At 55.2% G+C, this 21,900-nt stretch carries 22 protein-coding genes; 13 read left to right on the top strand and 9 right to left on the bottom strand.

Annotated elements, in window-relative coordinates:
* Positions 1–170: 170 nt before the first annotated feature.
* Entirely contained in the window at positions 171–2,669 is a 2,499-nt protein-coding gene (locus tag RBR60_RS00575; RefSeq protein ID WP_320353660.1) for a zinc-dependent metalloprotease, read from the bottom strand.
* Positions 2,670–3,363: 694 nt separating this feature from the next.
* On the opposite strand from RBR60_RS00575, the gene RBR60_RS00570 reads away from it, so the two are divergent.
* The 11 genes from RBR60_RS00570 (at position 3,364) to trpA (ending at position 12,743) form a co-directional block, all read left to right on the top strand.
* Positions 3,364–4,851 (top strand): anthranilate synthase component I family protein, encoded by a 1,488-nt coding sequence (locus RBR60_RS00570; protein WP_320353658.1) that lies wholly within the window; start codon positions 3,364–3,366, stop codon positions 4,849–4,851.
* A gap of 33 nt (positions 4,852–4,884) precedes the next feature.
* A complete protein-coding gene (locus RBR60_RS00565; protein WP_320353656.1) occupies positions 4,885–5,481 on the top strand; it encodes an aminodeoxychorismate/anthranilate synthase component II in 597 nt (198 codons plus the stop codon).
* A 3-nt stretch (positions 5,482–5,484) separates the two neighbouring features.
* A complete protein-coding gene (trpD, locus tag RBR60_RS00560) occupies positions 5,485–6,513 on the top strand; it encodes an anthranilate phosphoribosyltransferase (protein WP_320353655.1) in 1,029 nt (342 codons plus the stop codon).
* A gap of 394 nt (positions 6,514–6,907) precedes the next feature.
* Positions 6,908–7,243 carry an AAA family ATPase gene (locus tag RBR60_RS00555; RefSeq protein ID WP_320353654.1) on the top strand — a complete coding sequence of 112 codons (336 nt, stop codon included), beginning with the start codon at positions 6,908–6,910 and terminating at the stop codon, positions 7,241–7,243.
* A 137-nt stretch (positions 7,244–7,380) separates the two neighbouring features.
* Positions 7,381–8,130: an AAA family ATPase gene (locus RBR60_RS00550; RefSeq protein WP_320353653.1), complete on the top strand. Its 750-nt coding sequence runs from the start codon at positions 7,381–7,383 to the stop codon at positions 8,128–8,130.
* Complete coding sequence (locus RBR60_RS00545; RefSeq protein ID WP_320353651.1) at positions 8,123–8,512, top strand: hypothetical protein; 390 nt, start codon at positions 8,123–8,125, stop codon at positions 8,510–8,512. Before RBR60_RS00550 ends, RBR60_RS00545 begins: the two co-directional genes overlap by 8 nt.
* A 4-nt stretch (positions 8,513–8,516) precedes the next feature.
* Entirely contained in the window at positions 8,517–8,699 is a 183-nt protein-coding gene (locus RBR60_RS00540; RefSeq protein WP_320353650.1) for a hypothetical protein, read from the top strand.
* 509 nt (positions 8,700–9,208) lie between these two features.
* On the top strand, positions 9,209–10,021 hold the full coding sequence (gene trpC / locus RBR60_RS00535) for an indole-3-glycerol phosphate synthase TrpC (RefSeq protein ID WP_320353649.1): 813 nt from the start codon (positions 9,209–9,211) through the stop codon (positions 10,019–10,021).
* Complete coding sequence (locus tag RBR60_RS00530; RefSeq protein WP_320353647.1) at positions 10,018–10,644, top strand: phosphoribosylanthranilate isomerase; 627 nt, start codon at positions 10,018–10,020, stop codon at positions 10,642–10,644. The genes trpC and RBR60_RS00530 overlap by 4 nt, the downstream gene beginning before the upstream one ends.
* Before the next feature lie 50 nt (positions 10,645–10,694).
* Complete coding sequence (trpB, locus tag RBR60_RS00525) at positions 10,695–11,927, top strand: tryptophan synthase subunit beta (protein WP_320353646.1); 1,233 nt, start codon at positions 10,695–10,697, stop codon at positions 11,925–11,927.
* 12 nt (positions 11,928–11,939) lie between these two features.
* The gene (gene trpA, locus RBR60_RS00520) at positions 11,940–12,743 is read left to right on the top strand and encodes a tryptophan synthase subunit alpha (protein ID WP_320353644.1); all 804 of its coding nucleotides are present in this window, start codon (positions 11,940–11,942) and stop codon (positions 12,741–12,743) included.
* Between the two features lie 195 nt (positions 12,744–12,938).
* Here trpA and RBR60_RS00515 read toward each other — a convergent pair whose 3' ends face one another.
* Entirely contained in the window at positions 12,939–13,823 is an 885-nt protein-coding gene (locus RBR60_RS00515; RefSeq protein ID WP_320353643.1) for a LysR family transcriptional regulator ArgP, read from the bottom strand.
* A gap of 185 nt (positions 13,824–14,008) precedes the next feature.
* Between RBR60_RS00515 and RBR60_RS00510 the strand changes: the two genes are divergently transcribed.
* Entirely contained in the window at positions 14,009–14,629 is a 621-nt protein-coding gene (locus RBR60_RS00510; protein ID WP_320353642.1) for a LysE/ArgO family amino acid transporter, read from the top strand.
* On the opposite strand, the gene RBR60_RS00505 is transcribed toward RBR60_RS00510, so the two are convergent.
* Together RBR60_RS00505 and RBR60_RS00500 are read right to left on the bottom strand one after the other, a co-directional pair.
* Positions 14,580–15,752: an HD domain-containing protein gene (locus RBR60_RS00505; protein ID WP_320353641.1), complete on the bottom strand. Its 1,173-nt coding sequence runs from the start codon at positions 15,750–15,752 to the stop codon at positions 14,580–14,582. The two genes, RBR60_RS00510 and RBR60_RS00505, sit on opposite strands and share 50 nt — an antisense overlap.
* Positions 15,753–15,922: 170 nt before the next feature.
* Positions 15,923–16,126, bottom strand: a complete 204-nt coding sequence (locus RBR60_RS00500) for a cold-shock protein (protein WP_320353871.1) — start codon at positions 16,124–16,126, stop codon at positions 15,923–15,925.
* A gap of 441 nt (positions 16,127–16,567) precedes the next feature.
* Between RBR60_RS00500 and RBR60_RS00495 the strand changes: the two genes are divergently transcribed.
* Positions 16,568–17,638, top strand: a complete 1,071-nt coding sequence (locus tag RBR60_RS00495; protein WP_320353640.1) for a DUF933 domain-containing protein — start codon at positions 16,568–16,570, stop codon at positions 17,636–17,638.
* Between the two features lie 55 nt (positions 17,639–17,693).
* On the opposite strand, the gene RBR60_RS00490 is transcribed toward RBR60_RS00495, so the two are convergent.
* The 5 genes from RBR60_RS00490 to RBR60_RS00470 all read right to left on the bottom strand — a co-directional run bounded on the left by RBR60_RS00490 (position 17,694) and on the right by RBR60_RS00470 (position 21,810).
* Entirely contained in the window at positions 17,694–18,944 is a 1,251-nt protein-coding gene (locus RBR60_RS00490) for an acyl-CoA dehydrogenase family protein (RefSeq protein ID WP_320353639.1), read from the bottom strand.
* Positions 18,945–18,975: 31 nt separating this feature from the next.
* On the bottom strand, positions 18,976–19,422 hold the full coding sequence (locus tag RBR60_RS00485; protein WP_320353638.1) for a MerR family DNA-binding transcriptional regulator: 447 nt from the start codon (positions 19,420–19,422) through the stop codon (positions 18,976–18,978).
* A gap of 88 nt (positions 19,423–19,510) precedes the next feature.
* A complete protein-coding gene (locus RBR60_RS00480; protein ID WP_320353637.1) occupies positions 19,511–20,398 on the bottom strand; it encodes a MinD/ParA family protein in 888 nt (295 codons plus the stop codon).
* A gap of 96 nt (positions 20,399–20,494) precedes the next feature.
* On the bottom strand, positions 20,495–21,271 hold the full coding sequence (locus RBR60_RS00475) for a hypothetical protein (RefSeq protein WP_320353636.1): 777 nt from the start codon (positions 21,269–21,271) through the stop codon (positions 20,495–20,497).
* Between the two features lie 44 nt (positions 21,272–21,315).
* Complete coding sequence (locus RBR60_RS00470; RefSeq protein ID WP_320353635.1) at positions 21,316–21,810, bottom strand: hypothetical protein; 495 nt, start codon at positions 21,808–21,810, stop codon at positions 21,316–21,318.
* Positions 21,811–21,900 lie beyond the last annotated feature (90 nt).

Raw genomic sequence — 21,900 nt, 5'->3', positions numbered from 1 at the left:
GATTTATGATGAAGTCTGTTTCCCCCTGAAAGACAAGGCGGATGTTCCAGGTGAGGAGGGCTTTCCTGCAGGCCCAGCGTGCCACTTCTGTCATGAGAACGAACCATGGCCAGGAAGGGGGAAGCATCAGGACAGGAAAAGCTGCCCTGATGCTCTGATTCTGCATTCAATCAATCGTTGTCCGCCAGGCGATGGTTTTCCAAATACCACTGGAAAACGGGGTTCGTGGATTTCTGAAAATCGTTGAAAAGGGATCCATCAAGAAACTTCACTCCCGTTGGAACCACGGCATCATCCAGGATATCCAGCAGTTCCTCATGAATGTCTGCTGCTTCCCGCCTGCCCCACCACAGCGCCGAGGATACGGCCCTGTCCTTGAACAGGTTCCTGGCGTCTGAGCGAAGCTGCCAGTTATACCGGAAAAGGGGCAGAAAGAGGTCCTGGTTCTGAATGGTGGCATCCAGGACAACCCCCGTGCGATCCATGAGATAGGTGCCACTGGTCTTGGAAAAGGCTTTCAGCAGCGCATCACCGGCCTCACCGTCCACAAGATCGATGGGCGGAAGGTCGGAAATAATTTCAATGTCTGCTCTGACAAGCGCCGGAATGAGCCTTTCAAAAAAAGCAGCGGCCTTGTCACGCAGAAGACCGCGCTCCTCAGCACTGAGTTCCAGGATTTTTCCGTCATGGGAGGTGATATTGTAAAAGGCGGGATCGTTCACAATGAGGTTAAAGTTCGTTTTCCATTGGGCTTCCCAGGTAGGGTCCACCACCCTGAACATATCGGTCAGGGTATTCCATCCATAGGGATTATCCCGAAGCCAGCGTTTCAGATCTTCTTCCACAACGGGCATCACATCCCGCCGCATCTGTTCTGCATCCACTTTTTTCAGATCCGGGTACCGTGTTTTCAAAGGACGGACATACAGCCCCTTTTCCGTAAAAGGCATCAAAAGCAGATGTTTTCCCCCAAGAAGGGATTCAGCCATTTCTTCCGGGGAAAGGTAAATGTCGCTGACCGCCGTTCCATCCAGAATTTCAAGCACCATATTCAGGTAAATCTGCATGGGTAATTTCTGGGGATCCAGCCTGTTGTGGAGTTCCGAAGAGACGTATTCGATGGGAGAGCTGCCATAGGCAAAACGGAGGCAGTCGATCAGATCCTCCGTGTCCGTATCCGTGCAGAAGGGGATATGTTTCTCCAGAGGCTCTCCCAGGTACAGATGGCGCATGGTGCTGATGTCATGGGGCAGGGCTTTCTTTTCCTCATGGTAGCGTCGGGTGTTCAGGGCGGATTCGTAATGCAGGTTGTAATCCATGATGCTGCTGGTGGGGATGACGGGCAGGTAGACCCCCTGATCCAGAAAAAGCTGGTACAGCGCTTCCCGCCTGTAGCCCTTTAAATCCGCGTTGAGATTGCCTGCGAAATTGTGGCGCAGGCCCAGGGTATGGCCCACCTCGTGGGTGACGGTCTCCTGGATTTCCGCCTGGGCGGCCCGAAGAAACATCTCATCCGTGGCATCGGATGCCAGAAGACGGGCGATGGCCGTCACCATTCTGTCCTCGGATTTAATGATGCAGACATGGGGGCTGTGGAAATTGGCAAGGGCGACATCCCTGTGGGTGGCCCTGCCCTTGGCCTGGGCTTGCTGATGGACAAAACGCCAGGCGTCCTTGCGGCTTTTCACGGACCACATGCTGCTCAAAAAAATCTGGCTGTGGAGAATCTCGCCCGTTCTCGGATCCGCCTGTATGTCTGCATAGGCAGAGCCCGCCGTATCAAAATCCAGCCACTGGATGATGTTCCGGTCCATATCCGGAGCGCTGACACCTTCCGGAGCCACGTCCACGGTAAAAATATCCTGTCCCAGGGCTGCATTCCAGTACAAGACTCCGTTTCGGACAGCCTCACGGAATTCTTCCGGCGTGTTGGCAGACATGGAGTAGGTGATGGGAGCCCTGTGGATGTTCCACTTCATGGCAAAGACTTCCGTCCCTCCCCCAGGCTTCAACTGGGGCATTACCTCAAAATACCCTGCATGACTGAACCCAGGCGAGGGCGTGGGTTCAAAAGTCGGGTCCGGCTGATAAGGAGAGATGTAGTAGTGCAGCTCCGCATGAATCACCTCAGCCTCATTTTCCACCTGAGCAGCCTGGTGTACGGCCAGACGGTTCTGACGCCTTACATCCGCACCTTTAAGAAAACAGTGACGCACCAAAGCGGTTTTAAAGGAAGACTTATAATTCTCCCCATCGGAATCCGAAGCATACATCTCCTCGGTCATGAAAATTTTCGACATGCCCGCATTGAAATCAAAGGTGATCCAGCCTTCTTCGTCCTTGAGAATGGGAAATTCCGCAAGAATCAGGGCAAAAGGCGTATCCGGTGTCACGGTGTGCCCCTTGGGAGACTCCAGCAGAAAAAGACTTGAACCCTTGCGCTGAAAGGTCACGATACGGCTTTTCAGACCCGTGAAATATCCCGCCTGATCCAGAATCACCCGGTTCCCCTGAAAGAGAAACTCCCGGTTCAGGGCTTCCTTTGCAATGGCAATGGTGACTTCACCGTCCTTTTCATGGGTGCGCAGGGAAACCCCGATCTCCGGATCCGCAGACTTGGCACCACTGCTGCTGCAGGAAGGAAGGAGCATGAGGAAAGCGAGTATCATCAGAAAAAAAAGTCCATATCCCTTCTTCTTCCGTTTCCCGGAGGCAGACCCGGAATTGGGAACTGCTGTGTTCACGTTCTTTTTCATTTTTCACCCCCAAAAAATCCATCACAGTCGCGTTCAGCAGAAATCTCCCTTGCCATGGACACAACGAAGACGCTGGAATTCCATCCTGAGCTTTCCATGTTTTCGGGAGTTCATAATGATAAATGCCATTTTATAAGCCCTGATCCATCCATCTATCAAGATCTTTTCGCCTTTCAAAGCGTCGGGCCCTGAAATGTCGGACCTCAGATCCACCCTGAGGTCGGCTTTTATGGTGGGATCAAGGCCTGAACCAAGGCATGAAAAAGATCATTGACAAACTGAGATCCGCGTGTTTATATCCGCCATGTTTCTATTGAAAGAAACAATAACACATAAGGAAAAACCATGAAAAGCATTCCTGCACCAAAAACTTCATCTCTTCTCTGGTGGTGGCCCCTCTCTTCCGGGCACACCACGGCATAGGCTTTTCACATTCGGCCCGTGGGTGTCTGAACACACACCCGCAAGGCCATGGATCATGCATAAGAATCCAAAAAAAAGGGGCTTGCGGGAATACCGCAGCCCTTTTTTTGTGCCTTAAAAACAAAAAAAGAAAAAAGAATCTGAATATACATTCTTCAAACACTTAAAAATATGAGGAAATTCCATGCTGCTTGACCGCTTCCCCGCAAAAAACCTGTTTCAGGAAAAAGCCAGAGAGGGCTGCAACGTCATTCCCCTCTGCGCCCGCATCCTTGCGGACAGTGAAACGCCCGTTTCCATGCTGAGGCGTTTCCACAATTCCCAGGATCCCATCTTTCTCTTTGAATCCGTGGAAGGCGGCGAGCGCTGGGCGCGGTACAGCTTCCTTGGCACAAGCTTTCGCTCCGAAATCCGGATTTACACGGACCGGGTGGAAAAACGCGGGCCCGGGGCCACGGAAATCCTCCCCCATGATGGCGATTTCACCCCTGCCCTGCGCGAGATTCTTTCCCGCTACAGGCTGGCCGAGCTTGCGGATCTTCCCCCCTTTCCCGGCGGGCTGGTGGGCTATCTTGCCTATGAGGCGGTGAGCTGCTTTGAGGCCATTCCCCACAGCCTTCCCGCCTCAAGGCCCTTAGGTGTCTTTCTCATTCCCGACACCCTCATGGTCTTTGACAACCACCGCCATACCCTAACCTGCATCTGTCTTGCCTTTCTTGAAGACGGAGCCAGTGCCGAGAGCGCCTACAGCACAGCGGAAGCCCGGCTGGAGGCCCTCCTTGAAACGGTCCGAAAACCCGCACCCGAAGAGCGGATCTTCCAGGGCCCGGCCCCGGTTCTTGAGCCCATGACCTCCCCGGAAGTTTTCCGCGACCGGGTGAAAAAGGTGAAAGAACACATTCTGGAGGGCGACATCATCCAGGCCGTGATTTCCCAGAGCTTTGAAGGCCCGGCCCCCGATGATCCCGTGGCCCTGTACCGGGCTGTCCGCTACACCAACCCCTCGCCCTACCTCTTTTTCCTCCGTGCAGGAGGCCAGACCCTGGTGGGCTCTTCTCCGGAAACCATGGTGCGCCTTGAAGACGGCCTTGCCACCTTAAGGCCCATCGCAGGCACCCGGCCCAGGGGCGCAAACCCTGCGGAAGACCGGCGCTTTGCGGATGATCTTTTAAAGGATGAAAAGGAAAAGGCGGAACACCTTATGCTGGTGGATCTCGGTCGCAACGATCTTGGCCGCATTGCCCGTACCGGTTCTGTTCAGGTGACCGACCTCATGATGGTGGAGCGTTACTCCCACGTCATGCATCTGGTGTCCAACATCACCGCCCAGATGAAGCCCGGCGTGGATGCCCTTGATCTTGTGGCCGCCACCTTCCCCGCAGGCACCCTTTCCGGTGCGCCCAAGATCCGGGCCATGGAAATCATCGCGGAAAATGAAGACCAGCCAAGGGATGCCTATGGTGGCGCTGTGGGGTATTTCAGCTTCAGCGGCAACATGGATCTGGCCATTGTCATCCGCACGGCCACCATCCGAGGGGAACGGCTCTGCATCCGGGCCGGTGCCGGGATTGTGGCGGATTCAGACCCGGAAACGGAAAGACAGGAAACCCTGAACAAGGCCAAGGCCCTTCAGACGGCCCTTGCCATGCTGGCGGGCCCCCAGACCCGCTGATCCGCCTGAATGAGGCGTAAAGAGGAAAAAACCATGCAAAGATCCCGCATTCTCATGATTGATAATTTCGATTCCTTCACCTTCAACCTGGTGCAGTATCTGGAGGAGCTGGGAGCCGAGGTGCTCACCTTCCGCAACAACCGCATCCGTCCCGATGAGGTGGCCGACTTAAACATTCAGGCCATGGTGATTTCCCCTGGCCCCGGACGGCCGGACGAGGCCGGTGTCTCCATGGAGATGATCCGCCGCTTTTCCGGAACTCTGCCCATTTTGGGTGTCTGCCTTGGCCATCAGAGCATCGCACGGGTCTTTGGTGCCGAGGTGGTTCATGCCAAACGGCTCATGCACGGCAAGGTTTCCGATGTCAGCGCAAACGGAAAAGGCCTTTTTACGGGCATCACCCGCCCCTTCAAAGCCATGCGCTACCATTCCCTTGCTGTCCGGGAGGAAAGCCTTCCTTCCTGCCTTGACGTGACGGCCCGCTCCGAAGACGGGGAAATCATGGGGCTTCGTCATCGGGAACACCCCACCGAAGGGATACAGTTTCATCCCGAATCCATCATGACGCCCATGGGCAAACGCCTGCTGCGCAATTTTCTGGATCAGGCCATAGCCGGAGAAAAGGAGTGAACCATGCTGTTTAAAAGCCTTCTTGAAAAACTCATCCGCCACGAAGACCTTACGGAAAGGGAATGCGGCGAGGCCCTGGACGCCATCTTCACCGGTGAAACCGATCCCGCCACGGTTGCGGGATTTCTGGCAGCCCTTGCGGTGAAGGGAGAAAGCGCCAGCGAACTTGCGGGAGCGGCCAGGGTGCTGCGGCGGAACATGCGGCGCATCCAGACCCCTGCCACCCTCACCGTGGATACCTGCGGCACCGGGGGCGACGGCGCGGACACCTTCAACATCTCCACCACAGCGGCCTTTGTGGTGGCGGGCTGCGGGGCTGTGGTGGCCAAGCACGGCAACCGCTCGGTTTCCAGCAAATGCGGCAGCGCCGATGTGCTGGAAACCCTGGGCGTGCGGCTCGACATCCCCGCAGAAGCGGTGGAGGAAGCCCTTTTCGAGATTGAGATCGGCTTTCTCTTTGCCCCAAACTTCCACGCCGCCGTACGCCACGCAGGGCCTGCACGAAAAGCCTTGGGCATCCGCACCCTGTTCAACGCCATCGGCCCCATGGCCAACCCCGCAGGAGCCGCCTGTCAGGTGATCGGCGTGTTCAAGCCCGATCTCACGGAAAGCATGGGCCAGGCCCTGCTGGATCTCGGAACCCGCAGGGCCTTTGTGGTGCATGGTCATGACGGACTCGATGAGATTTCCGTCTGTGCGGCCACACGGGTGACGGAAGTGGCGGACGCAAGGCTGAAAACCTATGATCTGTATCCGGAAATCTTTTTTGGGGAACCCGCAGATCCCGAAGACTTAAAAGGCGGGGACGCGGAAAGAAATGCGGCCATCACCCGCGCCATCCTTTCCGGTGAAAAGGGGGCAAAACGCAACATTGTCCTCATTAACAGCGCTGCCGCCCTGGTGGCCTGTGAAAAGGCCGAAGATATCAAGGAAGGTATCAGGCTTGCCGGAGAAGCCATTGATTCCGGTGCTGCCATGGCAAAGCTTGAAGCGCTCATCCGCTTCACACAGGAAGCGGCAAAGGGTCGCTGATATTCAAAAAAACCGTCTCCTGTCCTTCCCCTGCCCCGCCAGAAAGCGGGGCCTTTTTTTCTGATCAGCACCGTACTTCAGTTATCGTTCCCATGCTCCAGCGCAGGAAGGATAACTGAAATAAGGTGACTATCAGAAAAACATTTGACACGCTTGCCTGTCCTGAATACCCTCGAAAATTTCGATTCGGAAAAGCCTTTTTTCGCTTTTCCAGCCCGTTTCCCCCTCCTTACACACAGGCATTGAAACCTTCGCCTTCCTGCAATGGGGGTGGCAAAAACCCACTACCCTGAAAAACAGGAGCTGACAGGGACATGAAACAGGCCATGATGCAGGAACTGCTGACCGGAAAAACAGGGTTGCTCCATGGTGAACGGAAAGAGGAGACTAGCAAATGAAAGAGAGACCCCTGTCCCGGCTCCCCAGGAGCATGTTGAGATTCCTCAGTATTCAGGGCTTTAAATCCATCCATGAGGAGCGCATTGAACTCGGCCGGGTCACCTGTTTCATCGGTGCCAATGGTGTTGGCAAAAGCAATGTACTGGAGGCCATGGGCCTTCTCGGTGCCGCAGCAAACGGGGTGGTGGATGATGAAAGTCTCTTGCGCCGTGGGGTGCGTCCGGGTCTGCCCCGGCTGTATAAAAGCTCCTTTGCCTCGGAAAGAACGCCTGGCCACATCGGGCTTGGGCTGGAGGGTGAACAGGGGGAGGCTACCGGGTTTCCCTGCTGAACCCCCTGGAATCCCCGGAACCGGTCTGGTCTTTTAAAACCGAAAAACTGACGGACGGGCGCGAAGAAATTGTTTCTGATGGTGTCCGCAACAAAAAGAATCTGAACCCTAAAGCTGGCCTTGCAGCCCTGAAGCAGGTGGATCTGAATCCGGACAATGCGGCGGCCCGCCTCATGGGAAAATTACAATCCTATGCCATCTATTGTCCCAATACCCCCACCCTGCGGGGCATTGTTCCGGACATGCAGTCCCGCCAACCCGCAGGACTCAACGGGGGGCAACTGGCCGAGGGTTTTGCCCTGCTGCGCAGGCATCTGGAGTCAGGGGGGGAGGAAGGCCTTGCCATGCTGGATCAGGTGCTGGAACTGATCGACTGGGTGGACGATGTGCAGACCACCAGCCATGGGGCTTCCCTTGTGTCTTCCAAGGTTCCCAGAACCCGGCTGATGCTGAAATTCACCGACCGCTTCATGAACCGCTCCCGCAACGAACTTACAGCCTACGATGCAAGTGAAGGGGCTTTATATATTCTTTTTTCCGCTATCCTCTGCCTGCTGCCCCAGGCTCCGGCCATTTTTGCCATCGATAACCTGGATCAGGCCCTCAATCCCAGGCTTCTGGCGCGGATGACCGCACGTCTTTCGGGCTGGCTTCATCACAGCGGGCCGGATCGACAGCTTCTGTTCACGGTGCACAATCCTGCGGTGCTGGATGGCCTGGATCTGGATGACCCGGAAACCCGGCTCTTTGCCGTTGAGCGCACAAGTCATGGTCTGACACGGGTTCGTCGTATCCTGCCCGATTCCAGACTTCAGGCACTCCATGCCCAGTATCCCCTTTCACGGCTCTGGCTCATGGGGCATCTGGGAGCCGTCCCCAATGTCTGAACTGCACATCGCCCTTGTTGCGGAAGGGCCAACGGATAAGGAAATCATTGAAGCGGCCCTTGGTGCCGTACTGGAAAAATCCCGTCCCTTCATCCTGACCCTGATTCCGCCGGAACCGACACGCCCCTCCTTTGGAGGAGGCTGGGGTGGTGTGCTGAAGTGGTGCCATGACACCCGTCTCCGCCATACGGAAACCCTGGACGATGATCCCACCCTTTCCCTCTTTGACCTGGTCATCATTCATCTGGATGTGGATGTGGCGACATTTCGTTATGCAGATTGCGGACCAGAGGTTATGGATCTGGCACGGCAGATGGTATGGCATCCCCTTCCCTGCAATCAGCCCTGCCCCCCCTGTTCTCAGCACCGTGGAGCAGCTTGAAAATATGCTGGAAAGCTGGTTGGGAAGGGTGAAAAAGGGGAATAAAACCCTCCTGTGCATGCCTGCCCAATCCTCAGGAACCTGGCTTGCCGCAGCGATTCTTGAATCTGATTTTATCAAGCCTGTTGAGTTGCAAAAATATAGTTTTGAGGGTGTCCCAATGCTCTTTTTCCCTCACTTTCCTTAAAGACCTTAAAGTCCTTAACGACAATACTCACGACCGGCCTCTACGTCATAAAGGAGCAGGTAGGGCAGACACAATCTGCACCTGCGAATGAATTGTGCAGCCTCTGTTTTGTAGGGGCAGGCCCCTGTGCCTGCCCCTTGGGTGAGGGTTCCATAAAGAATATTCTCACCCAAGGAGAGAAAAACAGGAGACTGAATCTCACCATAAAAAAATGATCCTTGACAAGAGAAAGAACGCATGTTTATATCCCAAATGTTTCTATCAACAGAAACATAAAGATTCAAAAGGAAAGAACATGAAAAGCCTCGGCACACAAAAAATGCACAACTTTCTCTGGTGGTGGCCCTTCTCTTCCGGGCATACCACGGCATAGGCTTTTCTTCAGGCTGATGGGTGTCCGACACACACCCGCAGCCATGGATAAGAATCCGGTTTACAGATGGGGCTGCGGGAATACCGCAGCCCTTTTTTGTTATCCTTCTGTCCTAATTCTCCCAAGGAGTCCGCCCATGGCCGATACCATGACATCCATCCTGAAAAAGATCGTTGAAAAACGAAAACTTCGCATTGAGGACGCACAAAAAAAGCGGTCTGAAGCCCTTCTCTTTGGCATGCTTTCCCAAAGGCCCCTCCTCCGGAATTTCGGAGCTGGTCTGCACCAGAACGCCCAAAAACCCGCGGCCCTTATTGCGGAAATCAAGCGCAGATCTCCTTCCAAGGGAGACCTGAATCCGGATCTTGATCCTGCATCTTTTGCAAAAGCCTATGAAAAGGGCGGGGCTTCGGCCCTTTCCGTTCTCACGGAGCCCGATTTTTTCGGAGGCAGCCTTGAAGACATGGAGGCCGCACGGGCGGCAACCCTTCTTCCCGTACTGAGAAAGGATTTCATCTTTCACCCCTATCAGGTGCTGGAGTCAGCCGTCATGGGGGCAGATGCCATCCTTCTCATCGCAAGGATTCTCGACCGGCAGCTTCACAAAGAGCTGGCGGCTCTGGCTTCCGATCTCAGCCTTCAGGTGCTGCACGAAATCCACGGGGAAGAGGAAATTTCCCAGACCCTCGATGCCGGAGCCCGGTTTGTGGGCATCAACAACAGAGACCTTGCCACCTTTGAAACGGACATCCGCCTTGCCCCCCGCATGGCTTCCCTCCTGCCCCAGGGGGTGATTCCCGTGGCCCTTTCCGGCATCCGGGGGCCTGAGGACATCGCCGCCTCCAGACACCTTGGGGTGCACAGCTTTCTTGTGGGCGAAAGCCTTGTGTGCAGCCCTGATCCGGAAAAAGACCTGAAGGCCATGGTGGAAAGCGGGGGTCTCCCATGAGCTTCATCAAGATCTGCGGTCTCACCCGTCCGGACACGGCCCGTTTCTGCTCAGCACTTCGCGTGGATGCCATCGGCTGCGTCTTTTTCCCGAAAAGCCCGAGGCATCTTGATGTGAAGACGGCAAAACGCATCACGGATGCGGTTTCCCCGGACATCCTCACCGTGGCCGTGATGGTGAACCCGGATGCGGAAACGGCCATCCGCACCGCAAAAGAAGCCGGATGCCGGGCCATCCAGCTTCACGGCAGAGAAAGCCCCGAACTTGCGGCACGCCTCATGGAAGAAGGCTTTTTTCTCATCAAGGGGCTGTATCTGCATCAGGAGCCTTCCACAGCCTCCGCCTCCCGCTATCCCGCAGACCGCTTTCTTGTGGAAGCGTCCTCAGGTGTCATGCCCGGCGGTAATGCCAAAACCTGGGACTGGTCTGCGGCAAGGGATTTCTGCCAGAAATATCCGGCCCTGCTTGCGGGCGGACTCAGCCCCTTGAACGTCAGGGAGGCCCTCATGGCCGCAGGCCCCTTTGGGGTGGATGTCAGCTCCGGGGTGGAATCCGCCCCTGGCATCAAGGATCATGAAAAAATCAGGGCCTTTGTGGAAGCCGTCCGCAGCCTTGAAATCTGAAATCAGCTATCCGATTCACAGGAAACCCTTTCATTCATAAGGATAAAACCATGACAGCTTACCCGGATTTCACCGCCCTTCCCGATCCAGAGGGCCATTTTGGGCCCTTTGGGGGCCGTTATGTGGGCGAAACCCTCATGCCCGCCCTGCTGGAGCTGGAAAAAGCCTTTGAAGCCGTCCGCAGGGATAGCGATTTTCAGCGGGAACTTCTCAGCCTTCTTCAGGATTACGCAGGCCGTCCCACGGCCCTCTACCCCGCAGACCGCCTTTCGGACATGGCGGGCGGCGCACGGATCTTTCTCAAGCGGGAAGACCTCACCCACACCGGAGCCCACAAGATCAACAACACCCTGGGGCAGGTGCTGCTGGCCCACCGCATGGGAAAACGCCGGGTGATCGCGGAAACCGGAGCCGGTCAGCACGGTGTTGCCACGGCCACCTCCGCCGCCCGGTTCGGCATGGCCTGCACGGTTTTCATGGGAAAGGAAGACATCCGCCGTCAGGCTCCCAACGTGGCCCGCATGAAGCTTCTCGGTGCGGAGGTGGTTTCCGTTGACGAAGGAACCGCCACCCTGAAAGACGCCATGAACGCGGCCCTCCGTCACTGGACGGCCTGTGTGGAAGACACCTTCTATGTGATCGGTTCCGTGGCTGGCCCCCATCCCTATCCCCTCATGGTGCGGGAATTTCAGAAGGTGATCGGCGAAGAAGCCAAAGAGCAGTTTCTCCGGAAAACGGGAGCCCTCCCGGATCTTCTTGTGGCCGCAGTGGGCGGCGGCTCCAACGCCATGGGACTCTTCTTTCCCTTTCTCGATACGAAAGTGGAAATGCTGGGCGTGGAAGCCGCAGGCGAGGGCCTTGAAGGCCGCCATGCGGCCACCCTTCTGAAGGGCAGCATCGGCGTTCTCCATGGTTCCAAGTCCTACGTGCTTCAGGATGAGGACGGCCAGATTCTGGAGGCCCACAGTGTGTCCGCAGGGCTTGACTATCCCGGTGTGGGGCCGGAACACTCCCTCTTCAAGAACTGCGGGCGGGTGCGCTACACCGCCATCACGGATAGAGAAGCCCTTTCTGCCTTCAAGCTCCTCACCCTGACGGAAGGCATCCTTCCGGCCCTGGAATCCAGCCATGCCCTGGCCGCCGCCATCCTCGAAGCCCGGAAGCGTCCGGCAAGCCAGTGCATTCTCGTGAACCTTTCCGGAAGAGGCGACAAGGACATGGCCAATGCCACGGGCCATCCGGAATTTGAACGCATTGATCCCAAACTTCTTCTCAATGCATAAGGAAAAAACGCCATGAACCGCATACGCGCCATGTTTGAGCAGTGCAAGGCCCGGAATGAGGCCGCACTCATCGGCTTTGTCTCCGCAGGCGATCCGGACATCGACACCAGCCGCGCCCTTATCTTCTCCATGCTGGATGCGGGCCTGGATCTTCTGGAACTGGGGATTCCCTTTTCCGATCCCACGGCGGACGGGCCCGCCATCCAGCTTGCCTCCCAAAGGGCCCTCAAGGCCGGGATGCACGTCAGGGCCGCCCTGAAGATGGTAAAAGAGATCCGGGAACGCCACCCAACGCCCATCGTGCTTTTTTCCTACTTAAACCCCATTCTGGCCCATGGCCCGGAGAAATTCTGTAAGGATGCCGCAGAAGCCGGGGCCGACGGAGTGCTGGTGGTGGACATGCCCCTTGAGGAATCCCGGGAGCTTCTTCCCTTTCTTGAGGCTTCGGGGCTTGTTGCCATTCCCCTTGTGGCCCCCACCACACCGGAAGAAAGGATGCGGGAAATCTGCAAAAACGCCAAAGGTTTTGTCTATCTTGTGTCCATGACCGGTGTCACCGGCTCCGGCGGCCTTGATCCTGAAAAGGCGGGTGCCCTGGCCCGGAGGGTGCGGGCCTTGAGCCCTGTTCCCGTGGCCCTTGGCTTTGGCATCAGCGAGGCCTCCCAGGTGAAGGCTTTAGCTCCTGAAAGTGATGGCATTGTCATTGGCTCCGCCTTTGTCCGGGTAATCGGGGAGACGGCGGACAAAGAAAAAATCCCGGCCCTCCTTGGGGAGATGACGCGGGATTTCAAGGCAGCCTGCAAGCAAGGCCGATAAAAACAACATCTTCTCCGTAACAGAGGCCTGCATCCCGGTCTCTGTTTTTTTCATGCCCGTTTCCGCAGATGGAAAGGCTTTTTTCTAAAGGGCAGCCTCTGGGGTTGCCCAGGTTTTCATCCCGTCCTTGCCTTCTTTCAGTGCATTCTCCTCCATCGGCCACGGTCCTTGGCTCGGGTTGTCATGGACAGATCCTCACAAAAGACACTTTCCGGCTTCCCTGACCAGCATGTCCGTGAATGTCGTCAGGAGTGCGGAATCCAGATCCCAGCAATGCCAGTACAGGGGTACATCCATGGGCATATCCGGTACCACCTCCACCAAGGCTCCTGAACAACGCAGATCCCGGCTCTGGAGATCGGGAATCATGCCGCAGCCCAACCCGAGAAGGGCAAAGGTCTGAAAACTTGTGGCAGAAGGCACATAATGCAGTGGCGGGCTGGGGAAAAATCCCAGTACGGCACTGAAAAAACGATCCTGCAAACGATCCTTGCGATTGAAGATCAGAACAGGCCCCCCGAAATCTTTCAAGCCGGACACCCCCTGGGGCAGCCAGCGTTTCATATAAGCAGGCGAGGCCAGCATACGGTACCGCATGCTGCCCAGTGGATGGATGCGACAGCCCTGCAAACCTTTATCCCGGCTTGTGATACAGCCCATCACCTCCCCATCCTGGAGCAGACGGTGGGTCACATCCTGGTCATCGGTGAAAAGATCCAGGAGCACTTTTCCGGAAAGAAGGAAATTTTTCACAGCCCCAGGAAACCAGGTGATGAGGCTGTCCGCATTGAGTCCCACTTTGAGCGTCCTGAATCCCTCCGGTCCCTGGGGCAGGAGGGCGCTTTCTAAGTCTGCCTCCAGGCAGGCAACCTGGCGGTAATGCTTCAAAAGCCCCAGCCCCGCCACCGTGGCCCTGGGCGGGGTGCTCCGCACCAGCAGCACCTGCCCCACCTGGCTTTCGAGAAGTTTGATTCTCTGGGATACGGCGGACTGGGTGATACAAAGCGCCTGAGCCGCCCGCTCAAATCCTCCCTCCTCCAGCACCCTGGCCAGAGCTTCAAGGAGTTTATAATCCAGCATGGCACCTTCCCCCGTGCGTTCTTGGGTATGGGTTTTGTTTCTGATTCCAGCTTTTTTCCGCCTCGCTTTCCAAAAACATATAAGCAATTTTTATAAATTATAAAAATAATGAATTTTACTTTTAATTTTTTCCGTCTTATTTTGCTCCCGAATAAAACGCAACCCGGATTTCAAGGAACACGGCCATGCTGACCCCTGCATTGTATGGATTTTCTGTCTGTCTCGGTTTGATCATTGCCATTGGCGCCCAGAATGCGTTTATCCTGACCCAGGGCATCCGCAACAACAAACCGCTGCTCATCGCCCTCATTTGCATTCTTTGTGACAGCCTGCTCATTGGCATCGGCGTGGCAGGTTTGGGGAGCATCCTTGTATCCAGGCCGGATTTTATTCGCTGGGCTACCTGGGGAGGTGCCCTTTTTCTCATTTTGTACGGTTTCCGCGCCCTCCAATCCTCCATCCGTGGAGGGGCAAGCCTTGAAATACAAAGGGAAGAGGTCACCATCAAAACCCCTTCCCTCATTCTCGCCACCCTGGGTGTAACCTTCCTGAACCCCCACACTTATATGGACACCATTGTGCTGATGGGAGGGCTCTCTGCCCCTTACGCGGGAACGGAACGCTTTGGATTCTGGCTGGGTGCGGTCTGCGCCTCCACGCTCTGGTTTTTTTCCCTCACCCTTGGCGCCCGCTTCATGGCTCCCTGGTTTAAAAAGGCTTCGGCCTGGCGGATTCTGGATGCTGGGGTCTGCCTGATCATGTGGGGCATTGCCGCTGCCCTTGTGCAGCAGGCGAGAACACTCTGAGAGCGTTTGAATTTTTCACCTGCACCTTCCGACTAAGGGCCTGAGAACGCAGATCCCGCAGGCGAACTCCTGCGGCCTTGCCTGTGAGGCCATGATCTTCAGGAAGATGCACAGAAAGAATACACTGCAGGTCTTCCAGGGCCATGGGCAGAAAATCTTCCCCGTGATCCGCCCGGACCAGACGAAAAAGGGATTCCACAAGATCGGCACGCAAAAGGGCACAAAGCAGATCCACCCGGGTTCCCGGCCTCAACCTGTCATATATTCCGGCATGCATATGATGCCGGGCAGCCAGCACTCCGGCTTCCGTAAAGCGGCTGGAAAGCCGCAATCTCCGGGCAAACTCCCGCGCAAACACCTCCCCTGCCCTGTCATGTCCATGGTGGGAAGGCCATTTTTCAGGCGAGGTTGCAAGCTTGCCCAGATCATGGCAAAGCCCCATCCAGCCTAAAAGGGCTTTGCCGTGCAGGGTGTCCACAACAGCCATGAGGTGCTCAAAAAGGGAGCCTGTATGATAAGGAAAGGGGCCTGCGGGTACTTCGATGGCTTTTTTCATCTCAGGAAACCAAGGATCAAGGCACTGGGTTTGGGCAAGAAGTCTGAAAAAACGTGAGGGTTTGCAGCCCCCAAGGGCGCAGAGTACTTCCTTTGCCACCCGTTCCGGCGCAGGACGATGCAGAAAAGCGGCTGCCTGGGTCATGGCTTCCTTCAATTCAAGGGCAGGCTCAAATTCCGGAAAAAAGGCCGCAAACCGTCCGGCCCGCATGACCCGAAGGGGGTCATGCAGAAAATTTTCTTTGCGAACGGGTCGAAGGATTCCGGCTTCAAGATCTGCAAGGGCAAGGGGATGAGAAAAAAGAGTGCCATTTTCATCTTCCGCCAGGGCGTTGATGGTCAAATCCCTGCCCTCAAGATCCTCTTCAATGCTGGAAGCTTTGGAAAGCACATACTCATCCGCACCGATGCGGTAAACCGGGGTCTCCCTCCCCTGTCTGCGGGCTGCAGGAAAGGTTTTAAGAAAGGTCGCTTCATCCGCATTCAAAACCACAAAGTCCCTGTCCTTCACAGGGCGGCCCAGAAGTCTGTCCCGGACGGCTCCGCCCACCGCATAGATTTTCAGCATAATCTTTTCACCTGTCATGGGCTTGGATTTTCAAGGCACACAGGCCTTAATCTGTCACAAAGCTTAACATGGATGCCCTGAACGCCGACACTAGCTTCCAGAAACAAAAAAAGCGATCACCCCGTCTTACAACCACGGGATGATCGCTTGAATTTTTTCAAAAGTCTGGATTAACCCAGGGGTACGACCTTATCAGCTGCCGGTCCTTTTTGACCACTGACAATGTCAAACTGAACCCGCTGACCTTCCTGAAGGGTTTTGAACCCGCTGCTCTGGATGGCAGAAAAGTGAACAAACACATCCTGACCGGAATCCGTTGCAAGAAAACCAAAACCTTTCGCCTCGTTAAACCATTTTACAGTACCTTGAGCCAATTTCTTCTCCTTAACATCGTGTGTATCTAAAGTGGTGCATAAAAAATTTGAAAGCATGGACGCAATTACCATAATTGCTTGCTGCCCATGAAGCGCCATCAACCATGATGCACCTGATTGAGATTTATCTTTTAAAGTTTTGTTGAGCATCTGTCAATGATTCGTTTTCAGATAGTTTAAAAAAAATCTGAATCCCAAGCACTCCTTTGCGCATCCAAGGGCTTGTACCTGCCTTTGCGGTGAACCATTTTTTTTCTGGGGCTTGAGGCGGAAGCCATTTTATGCCAAAGACAGAAAGGCAAAGCAAGGTGCAGGCCCCGAATGCCGCAAATCGGGAACCGCACCGTTTTTTATGCAAAAAGACAGGTCAGATGTGTATCAACCGCCCAAAGGGGCAGGATATAAAGGCCGACAAGGCCTTGGAAGCGAGGAAAAACAACCATGAAAGTCGGGATCATTGGTCTGCCCCAGAGCGGAAAAAAAACCCTTTTCACCGTACTGACGGGCATTAAAATTCAGGAGGGCACCCAGCTTTCCAAGCCCCTTCCCGGAACTGCGGATATCCTGGACCCCCGGTTTGACCGTCTGGTGGCCCTGTATGAACCCAAAAAACAGCAGCCTGCACGCATTGATTTTGTCCTCCTGCCCAAGCTTGAAAAAGAGACCATTGCCAAGGGTCTTATTTTTCAGGACATTGCGGATATGGATGCCATCTGTCTTGTGGTGCGTGCCTTTGAGGATGAGGCCATCTTCCACGTGGACGGAGACGTGAATCCTGTGCGGGATGCGGAAAGAATCTGTGGAGAGCTTCTTCTTCACGACCAGATTTTTGTGGAAAAACGTCTGGAGCGCCTTGAACTCAGCCTGAAAAAAATCAAGGATGAAGACCAGAAAAAAGAATTTGCCCTCCTTCAGCGCATGCAGGCCCACCTGGAAGCAGAAAGTCCCCTGCGCCTTTTTGAAATGAGCGATGAAGAGGAAGCCCTGGTACGCAGCTATCCCCTCATCACCCGCAAGGAGATGCTGCTGGTACTCAATACCGGGGAAGATGCCATCGGCAACCCCGTGACCCCCCAGGCCCTGGAAGAACGCAGCCTCCGGGATCATATGCCCGTGATCCAGGTCTGCGCCGGAATGGAGGCGGAGATCGCCCTGCTTGAAGACCCCGAGGAAAAGGCCGCCTTTCTTCAGGATCTGGGCATACTCGAACCCGCTCTGGGGCTTTTGACCCGTACGGCCCTGAAGGCCCTGGGCCGCATCAGCTTTTTTACCGTAGGCAAAGACGAGGTCCGGCAGTGGCTGGTGCGTAAAGATGCACCTGCACCCAAGGCCGCAGGCGTGATCCATTCGGATCTGGAACGCGGCTTCATCCGTGCGGAAGTTATTAAATATGCGGAACTGATGGCTTTAGGAAACGAAGCCGAAGTGAAAAAGGCGGGTAAGCTCTACGTGAACGGCAAGGACTATCGGGTCGAAGACGGAGATATTCTCAATATCCGCTTCAAGGTCTGAACTTACAAAGCCATCAACCGCAGGCAGATCCCTGTGGTTGATGGCGCCATGCGGGTTATTCGTAAATTTTTTCTTCCAGAGCAAAAGCTTCCGCTGCATCATCTTCACAGTTCCGGGTAGTGGCGGAAGCTCTGTCCTCCATGTATTTTCTGTACCACTCGCTGGCAATGATGAGGCTCATGACTTCATTGGACCCTGTCCAGATGGAGGCCAGGCGCACATCCCTGAAAATCCGCTCCACGGGAAAGACATTGGTATACCCGATGCCCCCCATCACCTGCATGCTGTTGTGCACCACCTTCTGGCAGGATTCGGTGATGAACTTCTTGCTTTCGGAAACAAGCCTGCGGATTTCATTTTCCGGAACACCTGAATCCACAGCGCGACTGGTGGTGTAGGCCATACTCCGGCAGGCATCCAGAAGCATGGCCGCCTCCGCCACCTGAAAGCTCACCCCCTGAAACCGGGCAATTTCCTGGCCAAAGGCCTTGCGTCTTGTGGTATACCCCGTAGCCACTTCCAGAGCAGGTCTGGCCGCACCAATGGTCATGGCCGCAGTACCCAGCCTTTCCGGGATCATCATGGTGTTGAACACCGCATACCCGCCGTGCAGTTCTCCCACAATGTTTTCCCTCGGAACCACAACATCCCTGAATACAATGCGGGCTGCTCCCCCTCCCCGGCATCCCATGAGACCGTAGAGGTACTCCACCTCCACCCCGGCACTTCGATCCACAATGAAACAGGTCAGCGCCTTGTGGGATTTGACCTTGGGATCAAACTCCGTTCGCGCGTATACGAGAAAATAATCCGCCCCTTCTCCACCCACAATGAAACGCTTCTGGCCATTCAGAATGAAATGATCGCCCCTGTCTTCCGCCCTTGTGGTGGTGCCGAAAAAATCCGAACCGCCTCTCGGTTCTGTGAGGCATTCCGCCGCAAAAATTTCTCCTTTTAAGAGAGGCTTTACGTATTTTTCCTTCTGTGCATCCGTTCCATGACGGATGATGGCGTCACAGACCAGCTCCGCCCCCACCCCGAAGGTGCAGGCCATGATGTAACCGAGGGTTCCGATTTCTTCCATGACCATGACCGTACTGACCCAGTCAAGCCCACGCCCGCCCCACTCTTTGGGATAACGGCAGCCCATGAGGTTTCGCCTTCCCGCCTCCGCAAGAAAATCTTTGGGAAACTGCACCCTGTCCGCATCCATATCCAGAAGCAGCTGTCTTGGCACGGTTTTCACAAATTCCCGGACTTCCGTTCTCAAGGCCAGGGCTTCCGGGGAAAGCAAAAAATCATACATGGTGATCTCCTTTTGGGATGAAGGAAAAGGGTCAGGAATCCGGTGTCTGCATCGGGTTTTCCGGAACAGGCTTCCCGGAAGGGTCTGCCTCTTTTTCAAGGGACTGCAAGCGTTTTTCGAGAATTTTCTGAACGGCCAGAATATCCGCTTCAAGGAGGGCCAGCTCTTCTTTGGTGCGGGCTATCTCCTCAAGTTTTTTCCGGCCAAAGGCAAGACTTTTACGGATCTGCGTTTCCTCATGCATGGGACTGTCGGCATAGCCGATCATTTCCGCAATCTCCGCAAGGGAAAACCCGAAACGTTTACCCCGCAGAATCAGCTTGAGTCTTGCCTTGTGTCTGCGGGAGTAGAGTCGCTGGTTGCCTGCACTGCGTTCGGGTTGGATCAGCCCCTTTTCTTCATAAAATCGAATGGTGGAAGGACTGATCTCCAGCTCTGCCGCTAGTTCGGATATGGCATACATGGTTTTGGATTTCATTTTTAAGTCTCTTTAAAGTTAAAGTCAACTTTAATTATCAGGGCAGATATTCCCATATCCCCCAAGCAGGAACCCACGGCCCCTTTCTTCAGGGCATCAGAAGCTGACGCACAAGCCCCATGGTCTGGCGAGTGATGGCATGGGTCTTGTTTTTGTACAAAAAAGGTTCCCGCGCCATGACACTCTCGCCCACCCCATCCCCATAACTGACCACAGCGCCCAGGGAAAAAACCGGACCAAAAAATTTCGGATAAAAGGATAAAAGCTGTGAAGCCACCTCCGCATCCAGGGTTTTACGCACCTGATTCAGCAACAGATAAAAACGCAGAGCCGCCAGATCCTGGGAAAGCCTTGCAGCAGCCTCCGGATTTTCTGCGGCAAAGGCTGCAACAAGATCCGCAGGCTGTATGGAAACAGGGGCTTGGGTTCTAAGACAGGTCCGCGTCAGTTCCCGAAGCCGGGACTCACCCACATGGGCCTGGATTCTGCGGAGAAAAAGGGCATGAACAAAACGGAAAACATTCTCCACCGCTGTGGGTTCGGGCGTGGTCACGATCACTCCCCTTGAGGCGGCAAGAAAAAAATCCAGATTGTTTCTGCTGGACCCCGCCCCGAGATCAAGAAGGACAAATTCGTGGGAAAGACTGCGAATCCCCTGGATGATACGCTGGGTCCATGCAGCAGGCAGGTCTGCGGCATGTCCTGCGCTACCCTTGGCCGCAATCAGAAAAAGGCGGGGATAGATCGTTTCCAGAACACAGGCCTCAAGACTCGGAATACGGCCCCCAAGAAAATCCTGCATCCCTGGCCTGGATGTGGAAATACCGAAAAAAGAATGCAGATTGGCGGCCCCCAGATCCAGATCCACGAGAACCACACGCCTGCCTGTGGCTGCCAGCAGACTGCCGACAAGGGAAACCATGAAACTTTTCCCGCTGCCGCCCTTGCCACCCCCAAAGGCGATAATGTTTCCCATAGACCTTCCCTTTCTTGGATTGGCCTGTCTCGGCCAACCATTCGTCAAAGCCTCGATAAATCCCAAAACCCCGAACGTCCCACCACTGCCAGAACTTCATGCATTGACTGGCACCACCCGCAGCAGGCAGGTCTTTTTAAGCTGGACAAGCAGGGCCTCCAGTAAAATGGGAAGGGCTGTGTTTTCTTCCATGCGCTCAGGGGGAAGCCCTGCTTTTTCCGCACAGTCCGCCAAAAGCTCAGGATTGGGAGGCCAGAGATAATGCCCCATGATATAAACCGCCAGGGCCGAGTCCACCAGCATGGGAAGGCTTTCATCAAAACGGGCCAGAGCCACCTTATCCCTCAGGGGCAGACGCGCTTCAAGATCCTCGATCACAGAGGCAATATCCGGATAAGGGTTTTTTTCCGCGTCCGGAATCCGTGTTCTCAGCGCTTCCTGAAGACGCTCAGGTCGCGTGCGGAGAAGGCACATGGCAAAAAGTGCCTTGAGTACATCCCGGCATACAATCCTCTGGGCCTGAGGAACATCCCCGGAAATCTGAAGGCAGACGATCCCATTCTCATAAATCCAGTCCCGGGCACGGGCCGCAAGGGTATGCACGGCGTCCTCATCCGGCGGCAGACTGAGCCAGTGGCCTCCCTTTTCCCGGACAAGGCTGCGAAGTCTCGTAGCAAAGTCCGTATCCGGATCCTCGGTAAAAAACAAAAAACCATCGCCCCTCGTATCCATCCCCCAAGGGGATCGAAGCCCGGTTTCCCCAGAATCCATCCGGTCCGGCTCCAGGACCCGAAGGCCATAGATTCCGGCGATCTCCGCCACCATCCGGCTGAATCCATTGCTGTCACAACCAGGAACCACAGACTCAATCATCAGACGTCCTTTCAACAAGCCCGCACGGTAAGGCTTCGGGCCTGTCATGGCGTAGGTGTTGGCAGGGTGAAGCGCTGACGGGTGACAAATCCCCAAAACGGGTCTTCCACCAGTGCCTGTGCGTATCCTCCAGGAATGAGGCGATCAAGAACCCCTCGCCAGAACAGAACCGCATGGTCTGCCCCCTGAATCTGACGGATCTGCCATCTGCCTGGAAAAAGGGAAAAAACACCCTTGGCCAGAAAAAAGCCGCAGCCCATCCGTCTTCTCACAGGGAGGATATAAAACTCGGAGACATCTTGAATCTCTCCCAGACAGATCACCATAAACCCCAGGGGAATATCCCCTTCCATGAGCAGAAAACCCGGATGATTCTCATCCAGGGGCGTCTGCAGGGCATAGCGTCCCAGGTGATCAGGCATGCAGCCTGTGAGGGAGGAAAACTCCGCCTCATAGGCCTGGGAGAGATTTTCGTAGATGAGAAGATCCCGCATCCCTGCCATGGGCACAATCTGCCATTTCTCCCGACCTTCCTGCATACATCCTTCTCCGCTTCGCCCAAGGCTTCAGACCTGAATCGTCCTGACAATAAAATGCTTCCGCTGCAAAACCCCATGCATTATGCAAAA

The sequence above is a fragment of the Desulfobotulus sp. genome (assembly GCF_034006065.1).
Taxonomy (GTDB): Bacteria; Desulfobacterota; Desulfobacteria; order Desulfobacterales; family ASO4-4; genus Desulfobotulus.
This window is presented reverse-complemented; position numbering and strand designations above follow the sequence as displayed.

What these genes read in the sequence shown, in the direction of transcription:
- RBR60_RS00490 (WP_320353639.1), bottom strand. Translation starts at nt 18,944, where the DNA reads ATGTATGATTTTTTGCTTTCCCCGGAAGCCCTGGCCTTGAGAACGGAA.
- RBR60_RS00515 (WP_320353643.1), bottom strand. Translation starts at nt 13,823, where the DNA reads ATGCTGGATTATAAACTCCTTGAAGCTCTGGCCAGGGTGCTGGAGGAG.
- RBR60_RS00485 (WP_320353638.1), bottom strand. Translation starts at nt 19,422, where the DNA reads ATGAAATCCAAAACCATGTATGCCATATCCGAACTAGCGGCAGAGCTG.
- RBR60_RS00540 (WP_320353650.1), top strand. Translation starts at nt 8,517, where the DNA reads ATGCTGGAAAGCTGGTTGGGAAGGGTGAAAAAGGGGAATAAAACCCTC.
- RBR60_RS00475 (WP_320353636.1), bottom strand. Translation starts at nt 21,271, where the DNA reads ATGATTGAGTCTGTGGTTCCTGGTTGTGACAGCAATGGATTCAGCCGG.
- RBR60_RS00570 (WP_320353658.1), top strand. Translation starts at nt 3,364, where the DNA reads ATGCTGCTTGACCGCTTCCCCGCAAAAAACCTGTTTCAGGAAAAAGCC.
- RBR60_RS00545 (WP_320353651.1), top strand. Translation starts at nt 8,123, where the DNA reads ATGTCTGAACTGCACATCGCCCTTGTTGCGGAAGGGCCAACGGATAAG.
- RBR60_RS00555 (WP_320353654.1), top strand. Translation starts at nt 6,908, where the DNA reads ATGAAAGAGAGACCCCTGTCCCGGCTCCCCAGGAGCATGTTGAGATTC.
- RBR60_RS00480 (WP_320353637.1), bottom strand. Translation starts at nt 20,398, where the DNA reads ATGGGAAACATTATCGCCTTTGGGGGTGGCAAGGGCGGCAGCGGGAAA.
- RBR60_RS00495 (WP_320353640.1), top strand. Translation starts at nt 16,568, where the DNA reads ATGAAAGTCGGGATCATTGGTCTGCCCCAGAGCGGAAAAAAAACCCTT.
- trpB (WP_320353646.1), top strand. Translation starts at nt 10,695, where the DNA reads ATGACAGCTTACCCGGATTTCACCGCCCTTCCCGATCCAGAGGGCCAT.
- trpD (WP_320353655.1), top strand. Translation starts at nt 5,485, where the DNA reads ATGCTGTTTAAAAGCCTTCTTGAAAAACTCATCCGCCACGAAGACCTT.
- trpA (WP_320353644.1), top strand. Translation starts at nt 11,940, where the DNA reads ATGAACCGCATACGCGCCATGTTTGAGCAGTGCAAGGCCCGGAATGAG.
- RBR60_RS00470 (WP_320353635.1), bottom strand. Translation starts at nt 21,810, where the DNA reads ATGCAGGAAGGTCGGGAGAAATGGCAGATTGTGCCCATGGCAGGGATG.
- RBR60_RS00505 (WP_320353641.1), bottom strand. Translation starts at nt 15,752, where the DNA reads ATGCTGAAAATCTATGCGGTGGGCGGAGCCGTCCGGGACAGACTTCTG.
- RBR60_RS00510 (WP_320353642.1), top strand. Translation starts at nt 14,009, where the DNA reads ATGCTGACCCCTGCATTGTATGGATTTTCTGTCTGTCTCGGTTTGATC.
- trpC (WP_320353649.1), top strand. Translation starts at nt 9,209, where the DNA reads ATGGCCGATACCATGACATCCATCCTGAAAAAGATCGTTGAAAAACGA.
- RBR60_RS00530 (WP_320353647.1), top strand. Translation starts at nt 10,018, where the DNA reads ATGAGCTTCATCAAGATCTGCGGTCTCACCCGTCCGGACACGGCCCGT.
- RBR60_RS00575 (WP_320353660.1), bottom strand. Translation starts at nt 2,669, where the DNA reads ATGATACTCGCTTTCCTCATGCTCCTTCCTTCCTGCAGCAGCAGTGGT.
- RBR60_RS00565 (WP_320353656.1), top strand. Translation starts at nt 4,885, where the DNA reads ATGCAAAGATCCCGCATTCTCATGATTGATAATTTCGATTCCTTCACC.